Here is a 15,804-nt window from a genome sequence, read left to right on the forward strand (position 1 = left end):
AGGTTCAAGGGCAGGCGGTCCGGCCTGTCGTGCCGGTTCACCACCGGCGCGTTCGGACTCGCCGACGACCGCCGGCACGTGAGGCTGCCCCGCATCGGGACGGTCCGCACCCACGAGTCGACCCGCAAACTCGCCCGGCACGTCGAGCGCGGCGCCGCCCGTATCCGCTCGGCGACCGTGTCCTTCCGGGCCGGGCGGTGGTTCGTGTCGTTCTCCGTGGAGATCACCCGGACCGATCCCTTGCCCACGCGGCCCGGCAGCGTGGTGGGGGTCGACCTGGGCGTGAAGTCGCTGGCCGTGCTGTCGACCGGCGAGACCATCCCGAACCCGCGGCACCTGGAGACCGCGCTGCGGCAACTGCGTCGCCTGCAACGGCGGGCCGCGCGCCGTGCCGGCCCGGATCGGCGCATCCGCCGGCAACCATCCGCCCGGTGGCGCAAGACCCAGGCGCGCGTCACCCGGCTGCACACCACGGTCGCGAACGCCCGCCGGGACGGGCTGCACAAGCTGTCCACCCGGCTGGTGCGCGCTCACGGCGCGGTGGTGATCGAGGACCTGCACGTGGCCGGGATGACCCGCAACCGTCGGTTGGCCCGGCACATCGCTGGTGTCGGCATGGCCGAGCTGCGCCGTCAGATCGAGTACAAGGCCCGGTGGGCGGGTGTGCGCGTGCACGTCGCCGACCGGTGGTATCCCAGTTCCAAGACGTGTTCGGCCTGTGGCGTGGTGAAAGCCAAGCTGCGCCTGTCCGAACGCGCCTTCCGCTGCGACGCGTGTGGTCTGGTCCTGGACCGGGACCTCAACGCCGCGCGTAACCTCGCCGCGCTCGTGCACCGCGAGACGTCCTCCCCGAGTTGCGGGGCGACGGTAAACGAGCCCGCTGGAAACCCACGTAAGACCCGCACCACGCGGGCAACGGGTACCGCCACGGGAAGACCCGCACCGATTGGTGCGGGCCAACGCCTCCGCCGCAAGGCGACGGCTGTCTGAACCACGATGGACTCACGTTCACCGGCACTTCAGATAACGGTGTATCAGCAGGCAGTAGCGCCGCTCACACCCGCGACGTACGCCTTGGCGATGTGCTTGCCCGACGCGATGCGGTACCAGACGTTCGACGTGCCCTGCGTGCCCGACACCGACTCGCCGGTGAGCTGGCAGGTCACCCTGACCTGGGCGTAGTTGCCGGCCAGACCCACCTGCGAGGACGAGGAGTTCGCGCCGCTTCGGACGTTCACCGTGCCGTTGGCCGCGGACGTGCGGACCGTCCCGACAGGACCGGAGCCCGTCCACAGGTACGTCACGGTCACCCACGAGTTCGTGGTCAGCTTCAGGCCGTCCCAGAACGTGCCGTCCGCCAGGTCGATGCCCGCCGGGTTCGCGACCTCGCGCCCGTACTGGTCCTTGCCGCCGTTGTAGTTGTTCTCGTACGCGGCCTGCGCTTCGGGCTTGCCCTGCGGCAGATCCTTCCACATCTCACGGGTCGCGGACGCGTTCCAGTAGTCGTCCTTGGTGTTCCACGGGCCGACGTCCCACACGGGCGCCCACTCGCAACGGCCGTTCGACGCGCACACCTGCACGCTGTAGTTGCCTGAGTTCTTACCCGCCAGGCCACGCCGCGACGGCAGCGCGACGAAGTGGTCGCGCGAAACGATCGTGTGGCCGTTCGCCGTGGTGCCACCGACGAGACCCTCGCGCGTCGCGTAGACCCGGTACGAACGTCCAGCGGCAGCAACGGAAACGTCGTCAGCGGCAACCGTCGCGGGCGCCTGCCCGGCGGTCAGCTTCACACGCGATGCCTTGCCGCTGCTCAAAACCACGCGGGTCTCGATGGTGGACGTGGTCACCGGCAACGTCGCCGGCGCCTCCAGCCACTCGGTCCACTGGCCGTCCGCACGCAGGCCGCGCACGTCGACGACACCATCGCCGGTCACCGCAGCCGTGACCGCGTTGGCGGGCTGAGCGAGTCTGTGCGAGCCGAGCTCGATCAGGCCCGTGCGCGGGGAACCGCCCCACGTGACGGTGCGGCCGCTGACGTCAGCGGTCCACTCGTTCGAGGCAGCCGCCGCCTGGGCGGGCGACGCCAGACCGACCACCAGCGTGGCGCCGGCGACCAGCGGTAACAGGTAGCGCATGAAGAAACCCCCATCGCTAACGCACGCGGCTAGGGTTCCGCGCGCTTCGCGGGGAGAGTTGTCCTCAGCGGTAAAGGTTCACCTAAAGGCGTCGGCGACGGCTGTCCGGTCGACCTTGCCAGGCCCGCGCAACGGCAGCTCGGACACGAACCGCACCAGCTTCGGCACCGCCGCCCGGCCCACGTCCCGCGTCACGGCCGCCTTCAGATCCTCGACCGAAGGCTCCTCGCCGCGCGCGACGACCACGGCGGCCACGGCCTGACCCCACTCGTCGTCAGGAATGCCGACGACACACGCCTCCAGCACGCCCTCGACGGTCGCCAGAGCGCGTTCGACCAGCACCGGAGGCACCTTCTCGCCGCCCGTGACGATCACGTCGTCCGCGCGGCCCAGCACCTCCAGCCGTCCCTCGCGCAGCCGCCCGAGATCGCCGGTGCGGAACCACTCGCCGAACGGTTCCGCGCTGCCGCGATATCCCAGCGCCAGCACCGGACCGCTGATCTCGATCACGTCGTCGGTGCGCACCGAGACGCCCCGCAACGGTTCGCCGTCGTACACGCACCCGCCGGCCGTCTCGCTCATGCCGTACGTCGTCACGACCTGCACGCCGAGCGCGCGCGCCTGCTCCAGCAGCTTCGGCGGGGTGGCGGCCCCGCCGATCAGCACCCCGTCGAACTGCCGCAGCGCCTCCAGCCCCGGCCCCTCACCCACGACGAGCCGCGAGAGCTGCGTGGGCACCAAAGCGGTGTAGTGGCGTCCCGGCTCGTCCAGCACCGGCCGCGCGGCGTGCGCGAAACCCATGGCGCGGAAGCCCTTCGACATGTCGAGCACACCGGGATCCGTGCCGGCGACGATCGACCGCACCAGCACCTGCACCCCGGCGATGTGGCCGGTGGGCAGCGCCAGCAGCCACGTGCCGGGCCCGCCGAGGCGTTCGTGCGTGGCCTGGGCGGACGTCGTCAGCGCGTCCGCGTCGAGCAGCACCGTCTTCGGCTCGCCCGTCGACCCGGAGGTCGGCACGCCGAGCACGGCCCGCTTCTCCCAGCCGTCGAGCGGTCCGTCCACCAGCGGGTCGCCGCCCTGCAGGGCCGCGCGCAGTTCGTCGAGCATGTTCTACCTGCTCAGAAGTAGTACGGATAGTTCGACCAGTCGGGGTCGCGCTTCTCCAGGAACGAGTCCCGCCCCTCGACGGCCTCGTCGGTCATGTACGCGAGCCGGGTCGTCTCGCCGGCGAAGATCTGCTGTCCCACCAGACCGTCGTCGATCAGGTTGAACGCGTACTTGAGCATCCGCTGCGCGGTCGGCGACTTGCCGTTGATCTCGCGCGCCCACTGCAGCGCCGTGGTCTCCAGTTCGGCGTGCGGCACGACCTCGTTGACCGCGCCCATCTTGTACATGTCCTCGGCGGAGTACGTGCGGCCGAGGAAGAAGATCTCGCGGGCGAACTTCTGCCCGACCTGCCGTGCGAGGTAGGCCGACCCGTAGCCGCCGTCGAACGAGCCGACGTCCGCGTCGGTCTGCTTGAACTTCGCGTGCTCGGCGCTCGCGATCGTGAGGTCGCACACGACGTGCAGGCTGTGCCCGCCGCCGGCCGCCCAGCCGGGAACGACCGCGATGACGACCTTCGGCATGAACCTGATCAACCGCTGGCACTCCAGGATGTGCAACCGCCCCGCGCGTGCCGGGTCGACGCTCTCCGCAGTCTCACCGGAGGCGTACTGGTAGCCGCTGCGACCACGAATCCGCTGGTCACCGCCACTGCAGAAGGCCCAGCCGCCGTCCTTGGCACTGGGGCCGTTGCCGGTCAGCAGCACACACCCGACGTCCGACGACATCCGCGCGTGGTCCAGTGCCCGGTACAGCTCGTCCACCGTGTGCGGCCGGAACGCGTTGCGCACCTCCGGCCGGTTGAACGCGATGCGGACCGTGCCCTGGTCGAGCGCGCGGTGGTAGGTGATGTCGGTGAAGTCGAAGCCTTCGATCGGCTTCCACAACGACGGGTCGAAGAGCTCCTGATCTGCCACGGACGAGACTCTAAGCGCCGCGGACCGAGACCAGCGGGCGACCTCTCAGGTGTCCCGGTGACAATTGGGGGATGAACCCGTCCACGACGCAGGCGAGGGTGATCGTCGACGAACTGGTGCGCAACGGCGTGCGTCACGTCGTGCTGTGCCCCGGTTCGCGCAACGCCCCGCTGTCGTTCGCGCTGCACCAGGCCGAGCACAAGGGCCTGCTCACGGTGCACGTGCGCATCGACGAGCGCAGCGGAGGGTTCCTCGCGCTGGGTCTCGCGAAGACCGGCGAACCGGCCGTGGTGACGTGCACCAGCGGCACCGCCGTCGCGAACCTGCACCCGGCCGTGATCGAGGCGCAGCTCACGAACGTGCCGCTGATCGCGCTGACGGCCGACCGCCCGGTCGACCTCTACCGCACCGGCTCCAGCCAGACGATCAACCAGTACGACGTCCTCGGCATCCCGACGCTGCACATGCCGGAGGGCGCCGACGAGCCCACGACCCGTTCGTTGATCTGCCGCGCGATCGCCGCGGACGGTCCGTCGCACGTCAACGTGCCTTTCCGGCCGCCGCTCACGCCGTCCGACGACCTCTGGCCCTCGTCGGACCGCGGCCCGTGGACGGAGACGGACCGCACGTTCACCGTTGAGACCCGGCCGTCCTCGCTGCCGGCCCGCACGCTGGTGCTGCTCGGCGACGACCGCCCCGAACGGCTGTTGAAGGCCTCTCAGCTGGGGTGGCCGGTGATCGCCGAGCCGACCGCGCCCGGTGGCCTGCGGCACGGGTCGTTGCTGCTCAACGCGGGTCTGCCGGAACATCTGAAGCCCGATGCTGTGCTCGTCGTGGGTCGCGTCACGCTGTCGAGGGGTCAGCAGGCGCTGCTGGGAAGCACTCCAACCGTGCACGCCGTCGGTGACCAGGCGCAGTGGCCGGACGTGCAGTTCACCGCCACGCGCGCCTCGACCTGGCTGCCGGAACCCGCCGCGCTCGACGGTGAGTGGCTGCAGTCGTGGCAGAGCGCCGTGAAGAACGTCAGCGTCGCCGTCGACGACCTGCTGGACGCCGAGCCGTGGCCGACCGGCCTGCACGTCGCGCGCGACCTGACGCAGGCGATGCCGCCGGGTTCGCTGCTGTTCGTGGGCTCGTCCAACCCGATCCGCGACGTCGACTTCGCGGGCGAACGGCGTTCGGACATCGCCGTGCACGCCAACCGGGGTGCGGCGGGCATCGATGGAAGCGTGTCCACGGCGATCGGGCTCGCCCTGAACCACGCAGGGCCCGCGTTCGCGCTGATGGGCGACCTGACGTTCCTGCACGACAGCAACGGCCTGCTGGCCGACCGGGTGCCGGACCTGACGATCGTCGTGCTCAACGACGACGGGGGCGGGATCTTTTCATTGCTGGAACAGGGCGCGCCGGAGTACGGCGGAAGTTTCGAAAGGATTTTCGGCACCCCGCACGGGACTGATCTGACCGCTTTGTGCGCGGGCTACCGAATTTCGCACTCCACAGTGGACGGCCAGGAGGAGTTCCGTAGCGCGATTGCGTCACCGAAGGGCCTCCAAGTGGTCGAAGTGCAGGCAAAACGTGACGAACTGCGCGCGTTGCACCAACGTCTCAAGTCGACTGTGTCAAACATTTTCAGCAGGTAGGAAACATACGTAAGTCGGTAGTTCGTCCATGATCGTGTGGATAGCGTCCGCCGCATGTCGATCAGATCAAAGACGACGGCCGCGGTGGCGTCCGCGGCCGCGATTACGTTCTTCGCGGGGACGGCGCTCGCGGCGTCTCCGGGTGCTCCCGGAGCCGGCGACCCGTACTTCCCGACGTACGGCAACGGCGGGTACGACGTCTCCCACTACGACATCAGGCTCAACTACAACCCGACGGGCGACCAGCTGTCGGGCACCACGACGATCCTGGCCAAGGCCACTGAGGACCTCACGCAGTTCAACCTCGACTTCCTGCTCAAGGTGAAGTCGGTCCGCGTGAACAACGTGCCGTCCTCGTTCGTCTCGGACAACGGCGAGCTCACGCTCACCCCGCGCGGCGGCGTCCGCAAGGGCCAGGACCTCACGATCGTCGTCACCTACGCCGACAGCCCGTCCACGGTGAAGGACCGCAACGGCTTCACGGCGTGGACGAAGACCGTCGACGGCGCCCTGGCCATCGGCGAGCCGGAGATCGCCTCCTGGTGGTTCCCGTCGAACGACCACCCCACCGACAAGGCCACCTTCGACGTCAACGTCGCCGTCCCGAACGGTGTCGAGGCGATTTCGAACGGCACGTTCGTCGGCCAGACCCGCCAGATCAACGGCTACACCCGCTGGAACTGGCGCAGCACCAAGCCGCAGGCGACGTACCTGACGTTCCTGACCATCGGCCAGTTCGAGCTCCGTCAGGGCACCACGCCCTCCGGCCAGCCGTACGTCAACGCCTACTCCGAGCGCCTCGGCGAGAACGCCGACGCGGCCAAGGCGAGCCTCGAGCGCACGCCCGAGGTCATCGAGTTCCTGTCGGAGAACTTCGGCCCGTACCCGTTCGAGGCGCAGGGCGGCGTCGCCACCCCGAACCTCGGCTACGCGCTGGAGAACCAGACCCGCCCGAACTACGACACGGGCTTCTTCCGCCGCGGCGCCAACACCTACGTCGTCGCGCACGAGCTGGGCCACCAGTGGTTCGGCGACTCGGTCTCGGTCCACCACTGGCGGGACATCTGGCTGAACGAGGGCTTCGCCTCCTACGCGGAGTTCCTCTGGTCCGAGCACGTCGGTGAGGGCACGGCGCAGGAGAACGCCGACTTCACCTACGACCTGTACCCGGCGGACAGCGAGTTCTGGAACGTCCTGCCCGGCGACCCCGGTGCCGGCGCGGTGTTCGACGGCGCCGTCTACGACCGCGGCGCACTGGCCATGCACGCCCTGCGCGTGGCCGTGGGCGACGAGAAGTTCTTCGAGATCCTGAAGACCTGGACCGCGGAGAAGAAGTACTCGGACGCCACGATCGAGGAGTTCATCGCGCTGTCGGAGCGGGTTTCCGGTCAGCAGCTCGACCAGCTGTTCCAGACGTGGCTGTTCACGAAGGGCAAGCCGGCCGAGGCCCCCGGACGCCCGGCGGACGTCGCGTCGAAGTCGCTCTCGGTGGCCAAGGCCGCGGAGCCGAAGTCGCGAGCCAAGATCCAGCTGACCCACGAACTGCTGGACGCGCACAAGTAGTTCGCGCACAAGCGATGCCGGACTGTCAGACCGGCTGAGTACGTTATGACGCAGGGGTTCCCAATTCGGGGGGACCCCTGCGTCAGCGTGTGGAGGGGTCTTGACCGCAGATCGTGACCGTCCTGGAACCGTGGCCTGGCCGCCCGTGCCGATCAAGACCGAGCGGCTCGTGCTCCGCCAGTCGGAGGCACGCGACCGAGCGGCGCTCGTCGACCTGTTCTCCTCACCGGAGGTCGGCACCTACATCGGCGGCGCCACACCGCGCGACGAGCTGGAACGCACCGTGCCCGAGGTGCCGGGACGGCGTTTCGGCTTCTTCGTGGTCGAACTCGACGGCACGATGATCGGCATGATCACGTTCGACCGCCGCGATCCCGGTCGCAAGGGCCGAGTCTGGCCGGACGCGGGGGAGGCCGAGCTCGGCTACATGTTCCTGCCGCACTCGTGGGGCCACGGCTACGCGGCCGAGGCGTGCGCGGCGGCACTCGACTGGTTCACCGGCACGCACCCAGGCGAACCGGTGGTGCTGTCGACCCAGCTCGCCAACAAAGCCTCGATTCGGCTCGCGACGAAGCTGGGGTTCACCGAAGAGGACCGGTTCGAGGAGTACGGCGCCGAGCAGTGGTTCGGCGCGCTGTCCGAGTCGAATGGATGAGGACGCCCCGGCCTGGGCTCACGAGCGGGCCGAACTCCACCCCCACGACCCGCGGTGGGCTGACCGCGCGGCAGCGGAACGCGACAGCCTCTACAAGCTGCTGACCCCCTGGCTGGTCGACGGCATCGAACACATCGGCTCCACAGCCGTCCAGGGCCTCTCCGCCAAGCCGATCATCGATCTGATGGCCTCGGTCACCGACCTGGACACCGTCGTCACCAACGCGTCCGATCTCCTGACCGCGGCGGGCTGGTCCTACGTGCCCAAGGAACTCGACAACCGCCCGTGGCGCCGCTTCTTCGTCAAACCGGACGCCACCCACCAGCGACGAGAAGCCCACCTGCACCTGATCCAGGCAGGCCACCCAAGGTGGACCGACCAGATCCGCTTCCGAGACGCACTGAGAAACGACAAAGAACGAGCACAAGCCTATGAAGACCTGAAACGGCAACTAGCTCAACAAAGCGGCCACGACCGTGAGGCCTACACGCACGGCAAAGCAGCGTTCGTGGCGGGCGTTACAGGCCTTCCAGGGCCTCACGCATAGGCCGCATCTTGGCGTGCGCCTCCTGCACCTCGATGTCTGGATCCGAGTCGGCCACCAGCCCACACCCGGCGAACAACCGAGCCGTGGACCCCGAGATCTGCGCACAACGAAGTGCGATCCCGAGCTCCCCGTCGCCGTTCCCGTCGATCCACCCCACGGGTCCGGCGTACCGGCCGCGATCCATCCCCTCCAGCTGCGAGATCAACTGAGTCGCGTCCAGCCGAGGCGTCCCACCCACGGCGGCAGTCGGATGCACGGCCTCGCCGAGGTGCAGCAACGACACGGACGACTCCAACGTCCCGATCACGTCCGAAGACAGGTGCGACACGTTGGGCAGCCGCAGAACCGAGGGGCCCTCGACGGACATGGTCGTGCAAAAGGGCCGCAACGTCTCCGCGAGAGAGGTGATCGCGTAGTCGTGTTCCTCGAGGTTCTTCTCCGACGACATCAACGCCGACGCGAGCTCTTCGTCCGACACCCCGTCGTGCGGCCAGGTGGTCCCGGCCAGCACCCGCGAGTCCACGACCGACCCGGTCCGCCGAAGCAGCAGCTCAGGTGTGGCGCCGACCAGGCCGTCCACGGCGTAGGCCCAGCACTCGGGGTAGCGGCGGGCCAGGCCCTGCAGCACGAACCGCTGGTCCAGGCGCCGGTCGGTGCGAGCGACCAGGTCGTGGGCCAGCACCACCTTGTCCAGTTCACCGGCGCGCATCCGGTGCACGGCCTCGCGGACGGCCTCGCGGTACTGCGTGACCGGCAGCTGTCCGTTCGAGTACCGCACGGTGGAAGGTCGCGACAACGGCGTGACCAGCGGCGCGGGGTCTGAAGCGCCGATCGTGGTGACCCATTGCTCGCCGTTGCGGCGGCCGACGACCACCTCGGGCACGATCAGCACCGAGTCGCCGGGCGAGTCGGCGAAGGCCATCGAGACGAACGCCACGGGGCCGCTGCCCGGCACGCCCAGTTCGTCGTCCACGTCGAGGTGCGACACGAACTCCTGCCACCACTTGTCGGCCTGCGCGAACCTGTCCGGGCCGCTGACCTCCAGCCGTGCCGCCTCGCCCCAGCCGACCAGACCGGACCCGTCGCGCACCCACGCGAGCGCGCGCTCCGGGTCGGGCAGCATTCCGAGCAGGTCACCGGCGGTGTCCCGCTTCGACCGGACGCGGATTCGCTGCCGTGCTCGCGATGTCGGTGCTGAGGTCACTCTTTGACTGTATGGACCTCAACCTGAAAGCGCGGCATCCGCCCGGCTCTAGACTTCTCAGTTGTGGTGGAGGACGCAGTGACCAAGTCGCCCCGCGGTGTACGCGTCCGCCGTGCGGTTTGCAGGGCTTTGTTCGTCGTCGGTGGCGTGATCACGCTCGTGTGCGTGCTGCTGCCGATCGCGTGCTGGCGTGATGACGTGGCCATCGAGCGGTCGATGGGGCAGGCGGTCGCGCAGGTCGACTCCGTGTCCTTCAACCGGACCATTGTGCGCTACGCCACACCGGACGGACGCGTGATCATCCCGTCTCAGGGCGTGCTGTACCCGGACGGGCTGAAGGTCGGGGACAACGTGCGGGTCGAGTACGACCAGACGAACCCCGAACTCACGCGCGTCGCCGGCAGGACCGCGACGCTCAGCCTGCTTCCCGTTGGAACCTTCCTCGTGTCCGTCTGGATCGTCATCGCCGCCGTTGTGACAGTTCTACGCAGATTCGGCGTCCGGGTGTAACATCGGTGCATGGCGGATGACCTGGAGCTGCGTTTCGAGCGCACCGTGCGGTCCGAATCGCGCATCGAACCGCGCGACTGGATGCCCGACGGCTACCGCAAGACCCTGATCAGGCAGATCGCCCAGCACGCGCACTCCGAGATCATCGGGATGCAGCCGGAGGGCAACTGGATCAGCCGCGCGCCCTCGCTGCGCCGCAAGACGATCCTGCTCGCGAAGGTGCAGGACGAGGCGGGTCACGGCCTGTACCTGTACTCGGCGACCGAGACGCTCGGCGCCGACCGCGAGGACCTGACGACCAAGCTCATCGATGGCCGCCAGAAGTACTCCTCGATCTTCAACTACCCGACGCTCACGTTCGCCGACGTCGGCGTGATCGGCTGGCTGGTCGACGGCGCCGCGATCTGCAACCAGGTGCCGTTGTGCCGCACGTCCTACGGGCCGTACGCGCGCGCCATGATCCGCATCTGCAAGGAAGAGTCGTTCCACCAGCGTCAGGGCTACGAGCTGCTGATGACGATGATGAGCGGCACCCAGCAGCAGCGCGACATGGTGCAGGACTCGGTGAACCGCTGGTGGTGGCCGGCGCTGATGATGTTCGGCCCGCCGGACGCCGAGTCGACGAACACCGAGCAGTCCATGGCGTGGCGGATCAAGCGCGACACCAACGACGAGCTGCGGCAGAAGTTCGTGAACATGAGCATGCCCCAGGCCGAGAAGCTCGGCGTGACCTTCCCGGACCCCGAGCTCAAGTGGAACGAAGAGCGCGGCGAGTACGACTTCGGTCAGCCGGACTGGGACGAGTTCTGGCAGGTCGTCAAGGGTGGCGGCGTCTGCAACGAGCAGCGCATCGCCCACCGCCGCAAGGCGCACGAGGACGGTGCGTGGGTCCGTGAAGCCGCGGCCGCGCACGCTCAGAAGCACGCACGTAAGGAAGGTGCCGCGTGAGCACGTCTTGGCCGCTGTGGGAAGTGTTCGTGCGCGGCAAGCGCGGGCTGAACCACGTGCATGTCGGTTCGCTGCACGCGCCGGACGCCGAGATGGCGCTGCGCAACGCCCGTGACGTCTACACGCGTCGCAACGAGGGCGTGTCGATCTGGGTGGTGCCCGCGACGGAGATCACCGCGTCCTCGCCGGACGAGAAGGACCCGTTCTTCGCGCCCGCGGGGGACAAGGTCTACCGGCACCCGACGTTCTACGCGATTCCCGAGGACGTGCCGCACCTATGAGCTTCGACAACGCGTACGAGTCCTTGCTCGGCGGCGAGGACGCGCACTGGGCGTTCGGAACGGGCTTCTCGGAGGCCCTCTCCGGCGTCGACCGCGAGTTCCCCGAGGGCGTCGACCGCGAAGCCCTCGCCGCCTACTGCCTGATGCTCGGCGACGACGCGTTGATCTTCTCCCAGCGCCTTTCGGAGTGGTGCTCGCGCGCTCCTGAGCTGGAAGAGGACATCGCGCTCGCCAACATCGCGCTGGACCTGCTCGGCCAGGCCCGCATGCTGCTGACGCGCGCCGGCGAGGTGCTCGGCCGGGACGAGGACGCCCTGGCCTACCTGCGCGACGAACGCGAGTTCCGCAACGTGCACCTGGCCGAGATCGACTGCGGCCCAGGCCCCGGCGGCGACTTCGCGACGACCATCGCGCGCCTGCTGGTGTTCTCGTCGTGGCGTCTCGCGCTCTTCTCCCGCCTGCGCGGCTCGGCCGACCCGGTCCTCGCCGCGATCGCCGAGAAGGGCCTCAAAGAGCTGGCCTACCACCGCGACCACGCCGCCCAGTGGACCGTTCGCCTCGGCGACGGCACCGACGAGTCGCATCGCCGCATGCAGGCGGGCCTGGAACGCGTGTGGCCGTTCGTCGACGAGCTGTTCGCGACGCACTCGGTCGAAGCCGCGCTTCAGGGCGTCGCCGTCGACCCGGCCTCACTGCGGTCCGAAGTGGACGGTGTGCTGGAAGCGGTGCTCGGCGCCGCAGGCCTCACGCGTCCCAAGGACACCCGCGCCGCCCGTGTCGCGGGCATGGCGGGCCGCGACGGCGTGCACACCGAGGCCATGGGCTACCTGCTCGCCGAGATGCAGCACCTGCACCGTTCGCTGCCGGGAGCGGTCTGGTGACGACGGCACTGGAGGTCGCGTCGGCCGTGCGGGACCCGGAACTCCCGGTCCTCACGCTGGCCGATCTCGGCGTGCTCCGCGAGGTCTCCGAACAGGACGGTCGCGTCGTCGTCACCATCACCCCGACCTACTCGGGCTGTCCCGCGATCGACGAGATGGGCGCTGACCTGCGCCGATCGCTCGTCGGAGCCGGGTATGCCGAGGTCGAGGTGCGCCTGTCGCTCTCCCCGGCCTGGACCACGGACTGGATCAGCGACGAGGGCAGGGAGAAGCTGGCTCAGGCCGGCATCGCGCCGCCGTCCCGGATCGGCCCCGCGGTCGCGGGCCCGATCCCGCTGAACCTCGTACCGCCGTCACGGCAGGTCGCGTGCCCGCAGTGCGGCTCGCTGAACACCTCGGAGATTTCACGGTTCGGCTCGACCGCGTGCAAGGCGCTGCGCCGCTGCCACGCCTGCGCCGAACCGTTCGAGCACGTCAAGGAGATCTGAGTTGTCGCGCCGCGCCACCTTCCACAAGCTCACGGTCGCCCAGGTCGATCGCCTCTGCGACGACGCCGTCGCCGTGACGTTCGACGTGCCAGGGGACCTGGCGGACGAGTTCGCCTTCACCGCGGGCCAGTACCTGACCCTCCGCCAGGGCGACGAACGCCGCTCGTACTCGATCTGCGCCCCGACCGGTGCCGCCCCACGCATCGGCGTGCGCCGCGTCGACGGCGGCCAGTTCTCGACGTGGCTCGTGGACCGGCTCGTCCCAGGTGACGTGATCGAAGTCCTGCCCCCGCTGGGCAAGTTCACCCCGACCGGCGTCGGCACGCATCACGGCCTGGTCGTCGCGGGATCCGGCATCACCCCGGCCCTGTCGATCGCCGCGACCGTGCTGGCCACCGGCGCCCGCGTGACCCTGATGTACGGCAACCGCAGCACGAACACCGTGATGTTCGCCGACGAGCTGGCCGACCTGAAGGACCGCTACCCGGCCACGTTCCAGCTGATCCACGTCCTGTCCCGCGAACCGCGCGACGTGGAACTCTTCACCGGCCGCCTGACCGCCACGAAGCTGACGGCCCTGTTCGGCAGCGTCGTCCCGTTCGACGCCATCGACGAGTGGTGGCTGTGCGGCCCCTACGAGATGGTGCAGGACGCCACGGCCGTGCTGCGCGATCGCGGCGTTGCTCCCGACCGCGTGCACCACGAACTCTTCTACGTGGACGAGCCACCACCCCCACCGCGCCGCACGGAAACCGTGGTGGACGCCGCGGCCTCGGTCACGGTCGTGCTGGACGGCAAGTCGACCACGCTTCCGCTGCCGGCAGACGAGGCGATCCTGGACGCGGCCCAACGCGTCCGCGCCGACCTGCCGTTCGCCTGCAAGGGCGGGGTGTGCGGCACGTGCCGGGCGCTGGTGACCGAGGGCAGCGTCGAGATGCGCCGCAACTACGCGCTCGACGCGTCCGAGGTGGCCGCCGGGTTCGTGCTGACCTGTCAGGCGTTGCCGACCAGTGAGTGCGTGACGGTCGACTTCGACGCCTGAACGGAGTAGCTCGTCGTCGCGGTTGTCGTTCGACCTCAGGAACTGGGCGCCGTCCGCTCTTCTTTGTGAGCGATGGGTCTGCGCGGCTGTGTGGACTGTTCGCGACTCGATGACGTCCGTGCTCGCTGCGGCCGACGCTCGATGTGGTGGTGCGGCTCGACCAGTGCCCAGAAAGCGCGAAACCCAGCAACCGACCGTCCGGACGGTGAACCGGGTCCACTTTCAGCTCCTACTGGAACTGACACGGCGAACTTAGCACTTCGAGAAACCCCCGCACGGCCTTCCCGGCCATGGCACGATCAACGTCATGGGGATCGTCGTCCGCTCAGCTCTCTGGGGTGCCGCTACCGGCACCGTGCTGATGGGCGCCCTCGTCACGGCCATCGAGGTGGGCGTCCCGAGCGACAGCCCGCCGTCCTCGGCGATCATCACGTTCCTCGCGCTCCTCGTGGTCACCTTCATGATCGGCACGATCCCCGGCCTGGTCGTCGGTACCGGCATCGGTTTCATCCGCCGTTCCGTCCAGCAGCCGCGGCAGCCGCGGCAGGTGCCCAGGCCGATGCACCCGCCGGTCCCGCAGCAGCCCTACGACATGTGGTCCGATCTGGTCGAACGCTGCGCCGCGTCCACGCGCAGGGTCGCCGCGGCGGTCCAGACCGTGCCGAAGTCGGCGGCCAAGGACTGGCTGGAGCGGATCAGCGAGCAGCTGACCAGGGAGCTCGACGACGTGCGCGGCATCGCGCAGCTCGGGCGGGCGCTCGGCGCCGTCGACCGGCAGCACCCGATCTACCAGCGGTTGCTCAGGGCGTCGCACGACTTCCACCAGTTCGAGAACGAGGTCGGGCGCGTGGCGTTGCAGATGTTCGACCACCCCGAACTGGACGAGGCGCGGACGCATCTCGAGATGCTCGAGAAGCAGCTTCCTCAGCTGTCGACCTGAAGCGCGGACTGCCACCAGCCCAGCACCTCGTCGGCCGCCTCGGGAGCGGCGACCAGTAGTCCGTCGACGGGCAGTTGGGCGCCCTCGCCGCGTCTGTCGAGCACGACCGCACCCGACTCCACGGCCAATGACACCGCACCGGCGACGTCCCACTCGTGGTAGCCGTGCAGCACGGCCGCTGCCACGTGTCCCAGCGCCACTTGTGCGACGGCCAGGCACTTCGAACCGAGGACACGCACGCCCGTGCCGGCTATCGCGGCCGTGGAGATGAACTCGCCCATGCCGGCCCACGGACCGGTGCGCGTCATCTCGGTGCACACGACAAGAGAGTCGCCTTGGCGTTCGGTCAGGCGGATCGGTGTGCCGTTCGCACGCATGCCACGGCCGCGGGCGGCGGCGTAGATCTGCGAGCGGTACGGGTCGGCGACGACGCCGACCACCGGGCCCCAGCGGTCCACCAACGCCAGGCTGTAGGCACACCAGGGCATGCCCGCCGTGTAGTTCGCGGTGCCGTCGACCGGGTCGACGACCCAGCGGAACTCCGAGTCGGTGGGTGCGTTCCCGTCGTCGGAGTTCTCGCAGAACACCGGGATCGAGGGGAACTCCTTGGTGAGCACGCGCCGGGTGTGGCGTTCCAGGGTGCGGTCGGTGTCGGTGACCCAGTCGAACGGTGACTCGCCGGAGTCGGGACGCACGCCGCGGCCGGCGGTGGCCATGATGACGTCCGAGGCGTCGTTCGCCAGGCGACCGGCCACTTCCAGCGCGATGGACACCAGGCCGGGGTCGGCCGGGTGGGCGGGACGGGACGACAAGACGGTCATGCTGGCCTAGTTTCACCGCGCCGGATGACCGGGAACCTAAGCGCAGATGACGAAATGACGATCACCTGGCCACGACGTGAGGTGTTCCGTCCACGTCAAATCTGAGGTCACGCGGACTTCAT

17 protein-coding genes are annotated in these 15,804 nt (G+C 69.1%); 12 read left to right on the forward strand and 5 right to left on the reverse strand.

Annotated features, from left to right (window positions below; genetic code table 11):
• On the forward strand, nt 1-990 hold a 990-nt coding region (gene tnpB / locus ACIRG5_RS45860), incomplete at its 5' end, for an IS607 family element RNA-guided endonuclease TnpB (RefSeq protein WP_402917326.1).
• 44 nt (nt 991-1,034) lie between these two features.
• Here tnpB and ACIRG5_RS45865 read toward each other — a convergent pair.
• The 3 genes from ACIRG5_RS45865 to ACIRG5_RS45875 form a co-directional block, all read right to left on the reverse strand.
• Nucleotides 1,035-2,135: a hypothetical protein gene (locus ACIRG5_RS45865; RefSeq protein WP_402917328.1), complete on the reverse strand. Its 1,101-nt coding sequence runs from the start codon at nt 2,133-2,135 to the stop codon at nt 1,035-1,037.
• A gap of 78 nt (nt 2,136-2,213) precedes the next feature.
• Nucleotides 2,214-3,245 carry an o-succinylbenzoate--CoA ligase gene (gene menE, locus ACIRG5_RS45870; protein WP_402917330.1) on the reverse strand — a complete coding sequence of 344 codons (1,032 nt, stop codon included), beginning with the start codon at nt 3,243-3,245 and terminating at the stop codon, nt 2,214-2,216.
• An 11-nt stretch (nt 3,246-3,256) separates the two neighbouring features.
• Nucleotides 3,257-4,159 carry a 1,4-dihydroxy-2-naphthoyl-CoA synthase gene (locus tag ACIRG5_RS45875; protein WP_093605881.1) on the reverse strand — a complete coding sequence of 301 codons (903 nt, stop codon included), beginning with the start codon at nt 4,157-4,159 and terminating at the stop codon, nt 3,257-3,259.
• 71 nt (nt 4,160-4,230) lie between these two features.
• Between ACIRG5_RS45875 and menD the strand changes: the two genes are divergently transcribed.
• The 4 genes from menD to ACIRG5_RS45895 all read left to right on the forward strand — a co-directional run bounded on the left by menD (nt 4,231) and on the right by ACIRG5_RS45895 (nt 8,567).
• Nucleotides 4,231-5,802 (forward strand): 2-succinyl-5-enolpyruvyl-6-hydroxy-3-cyclohexene-1-carboxylic-acid synthase, encoded by a 1,572-nt coding sequence (gene menD, locus ACIRG5_RS45880; protein WP_402917332.1) that lies wholly within the window; start codon nt 4,231-4,233, stop codon nt 5,800-5,802.
• A 54-nt stretch (nt 5,803-5,856) separates the two neighbouring features.
• Nucleotides 5,857-7,365, forward strand: coding sequence for a M1 family metallopeptidase (locus ACIRG5_RS45885; protein ID WP_402917334.1), 1,509 nt, complete (start codon nt 5,857-5,859; stop codon nt 7,363-7,365).
• A gap of 100 nt (nt 7,366-7,465) precedes the next feature.
• Complete coding sequence (locus ACIRG5_RS45890) at nt 7,466-8,020, forward strand: GNAT family N-acetyltransferase (protein WP_402917336.1); 555 nt, start codon at nt 7,466-7,468, stop codon at nt 8,018-8,020.
• On the forward strand, nt 8,013-8,567 hold the full coding sequence (locus ACIRG5_RS45895; RefSeq protein ID WP_402917338.1) for a GrpB family protein: 555 nt from the start codon (nt 8,013-8,015) through the stop codon (nt 8,565-8,567). Before ACIRG5_RS45890 ends, ACIRG5_RS45895 begins: the two co-directional genes overlap by 8 nt.
• On the opposite strand, the gene ACIRG5_RS45900 is transcribed toward ACIRG5_RS45895, so the two are convergent.
• The gene (locus ACIRG5_RS45900; RefSeq protein WP_402917340.1) at nt 8,539-9,771 is read right to left on the reverse strand and encodes an isochorismate synthase MenF; all 1,233 of its coding nucleotides are present in this window, start codon (nt 9,769-9,771) and stop codon (nt 8,539-8,541) included. The genes ACIRG5_RS45895 and ACIRG5_RS45900 overlap by 29 nt on opposite strands.
• 78 nt (nt 9,772-9,849) lie before the next feature.
• Here ACIRG5_RS45900 and ACIRG5_RS45905 point away from each other — a divergent pair, with 78 nt between their 5' ends.
• The 7 genes from ACIRG5_RS45905 (at nt 9,850) to ACIRG5_RS45935 (ending at nt 14,861) form a co-directional block, all read left to right on the forward strand.
• Entirely contained in the window at nt 9,850-10,281 is a 432-nt protein-coding gene (locus ACIRG5_RS45905; RefSeq protein ID WP_402917342.1) for a DUF3592 domain-containing protein, read from the forward strand.
• Nucleotides 10,282-10,290: 9 nt separating this feature from the next.
• Nucleotides 10,291-11,229, forward strand: a complete 939-nt coding sequence (gene paaA, locus ACIRG5_RS45910; RefSeq protein WP_402917344.1) for a 1,2-phenylacetyl-CoA epoxidase subunit PaaA — start codon at nt 10,291-10,293, stop codon at nt 11,227-11,229.
• Entirely contained in the window at nt 11,226-11,510 is a 285-nt protein-coding gene (gene paaB, locus ACIRG5_RS45915; protein WP_090065945.1) for a 1,2-phenylacetyl-CoA epoxidase subunit PaaB, read from the forward strand. The genes paaA and paaB overlap by 4 nt, the downstream gene beginning before the upstream one ends.
• The gene (paaC, locus tag ACIRG5_RS45920; RefSeq protein ID WP_402917348.1) at nt 11,507-12,391 is read left to right on the forward strand and encodes a 1,2-phenylacetyl-CoA epoxidase subunit PaaC; all 885 of its coding nucleotides are present in this window, start codon (nt 11,507-11,509) and stop codon (nt 12,389-12,391) included. Before paaB ends, paaC begins: the two co-directional genes overlap by 4 nt.
• Nucleotides 12,388-12,879 (forward strand): 1,2-phenylacetyl-CoA epoxidase subunit PaaD, encoded by a 492-nt coding sequence (gene paaD / locus ACIRG5_RS45925; RefSeq protein ID WP_402917351.1) that lies wholly within the window; start codon nt 12,388-12,390, stop codon nt 12,877-12,879. The genes paaC and paaD overlap by 4 nt, the downstream gene beginning before the upstream one ends.
• Nucleotide 12,880: 1 nt before the next feature.
• A complete protein-coding gene (gene paaE / locus ACIRG5_RS45930) occupies nt 12,881-13,921 on the forward strand; it encodes a 1,2-phenylacetyl-CoA epoxidase subunit PaaE (RefSeq protein ID WP_402917354.1) in 1,041 nt (346 codons plus the stop codon).
• A 307-nt stretch (nt 13,922-14,228) separates the two neighbouring features.
• Nucleotides 14,229-14,861, forward strand: coding sequence for a hypothetical protein (locus tag ACIRG5_RS45935; protein WP_402917357.1), 633 nt, complete (start codon nt 14,229-14,231; stop codon nt 14,859-14,861).
• On the opposite strand, the gene ACIRG5_RS45940 is transcribed toward ACIRG5_RS45935, so the two are convergent.
• Nucleotides 14,846-15,682, reverse strand: coding sequence for an inositol monophosphatase family protein (locus tag ACIRG5_RS45940; RefSeq protein WP_402917360.1), 837 nt, complete (start codon nt 15,680-15,682; stop codon nt 14,846-14,848). The two genes, ACIRG5_RS45935 and ACIRG5_RS45940, sit on opposite strands and share 16 nt — an antisense overlap.
• Nucleotides 15,683-15,804 lie beyond the last annotated feature (122 nt).

The sequence above is a fragment of the Lentzea sp. NPDC102401 genome (assembly GCF_044765805.1).
In the GTDB taxonomy this organism is placed as follows: Bacteria; Actinomycetota; Actinomycetes; order Mycobacteriales; family Pseudonocardiaceae; genus Lentzea; species Lentzea sokolovensis.

Excerpts from the sequence above, each read along its gene's own strand:
- ACIRG5_RS45935 (WP_402917357.1), top strand. The coding sequence starts at position 14,229 with ATGGGGATCGTCGTCCGCTCAGCTCTCTGGGGTGCCGCTACCGGCACC.
- menE (WP_402917330.1), bottom strand. The coding sequence starts at position 3,245 with ATGCTCGACGAACTGCGCGCGGCCCTGCAGGGCGGCGACCCGCTGGTG.
- ACIRG5_RS45940 (WP_402917360.1), bottom strand. The coding sequence starts at position 15,682 with ATGACCGTCTTGTCGTCCCGTCCCGCCCACCCGGCCGACCCCGGCCTG.
- ACIRG5_RS45885 (WP_402917334.1), top strand. The coding sequence starts at position 5,857 with ATGTCGATCAGATCAAAGACGACGGCCGCGGTGGCGTCCGCGGCCGCG.
- menD (WP_402917332.1), top strand. The coding sequence starts at position 4,231 with ATGAACCCGTCCACGACGCAGGCGAGGGTGATCGTCGACGAACTGGTG.
- paaA (WP_402917344.1), top strand. The coding sequence starts at position 10,291 with ATGGCGGATGACCTGGAGCTGCGTTTCGAGCGCACCGTGCGGTCCGAA.
- paaC (WP_402917348.1), top strand. The coding sequence starts at position 11,507 with ATGAGCTTCGACAACGCGTACGAGTCCTTGCTCGGCGGCGAGGACGCG.
- ACIRG5_RS45865 (WP_402917328.1), bottom strand. The coding sequence starts at position 2,135 with ATGCGCTACCTGTTACCGCTGGTCGCCGGCGCCACGCTGGTGGTCGGT.
- ACIRG5_RS45895 (WP_402917338.1), top strand. The coding sequence starts at position 8,013 with ATGGATGAGGACGCCCCGGCCTGGGCTCACGAGCGGGCCGAACTCCAC.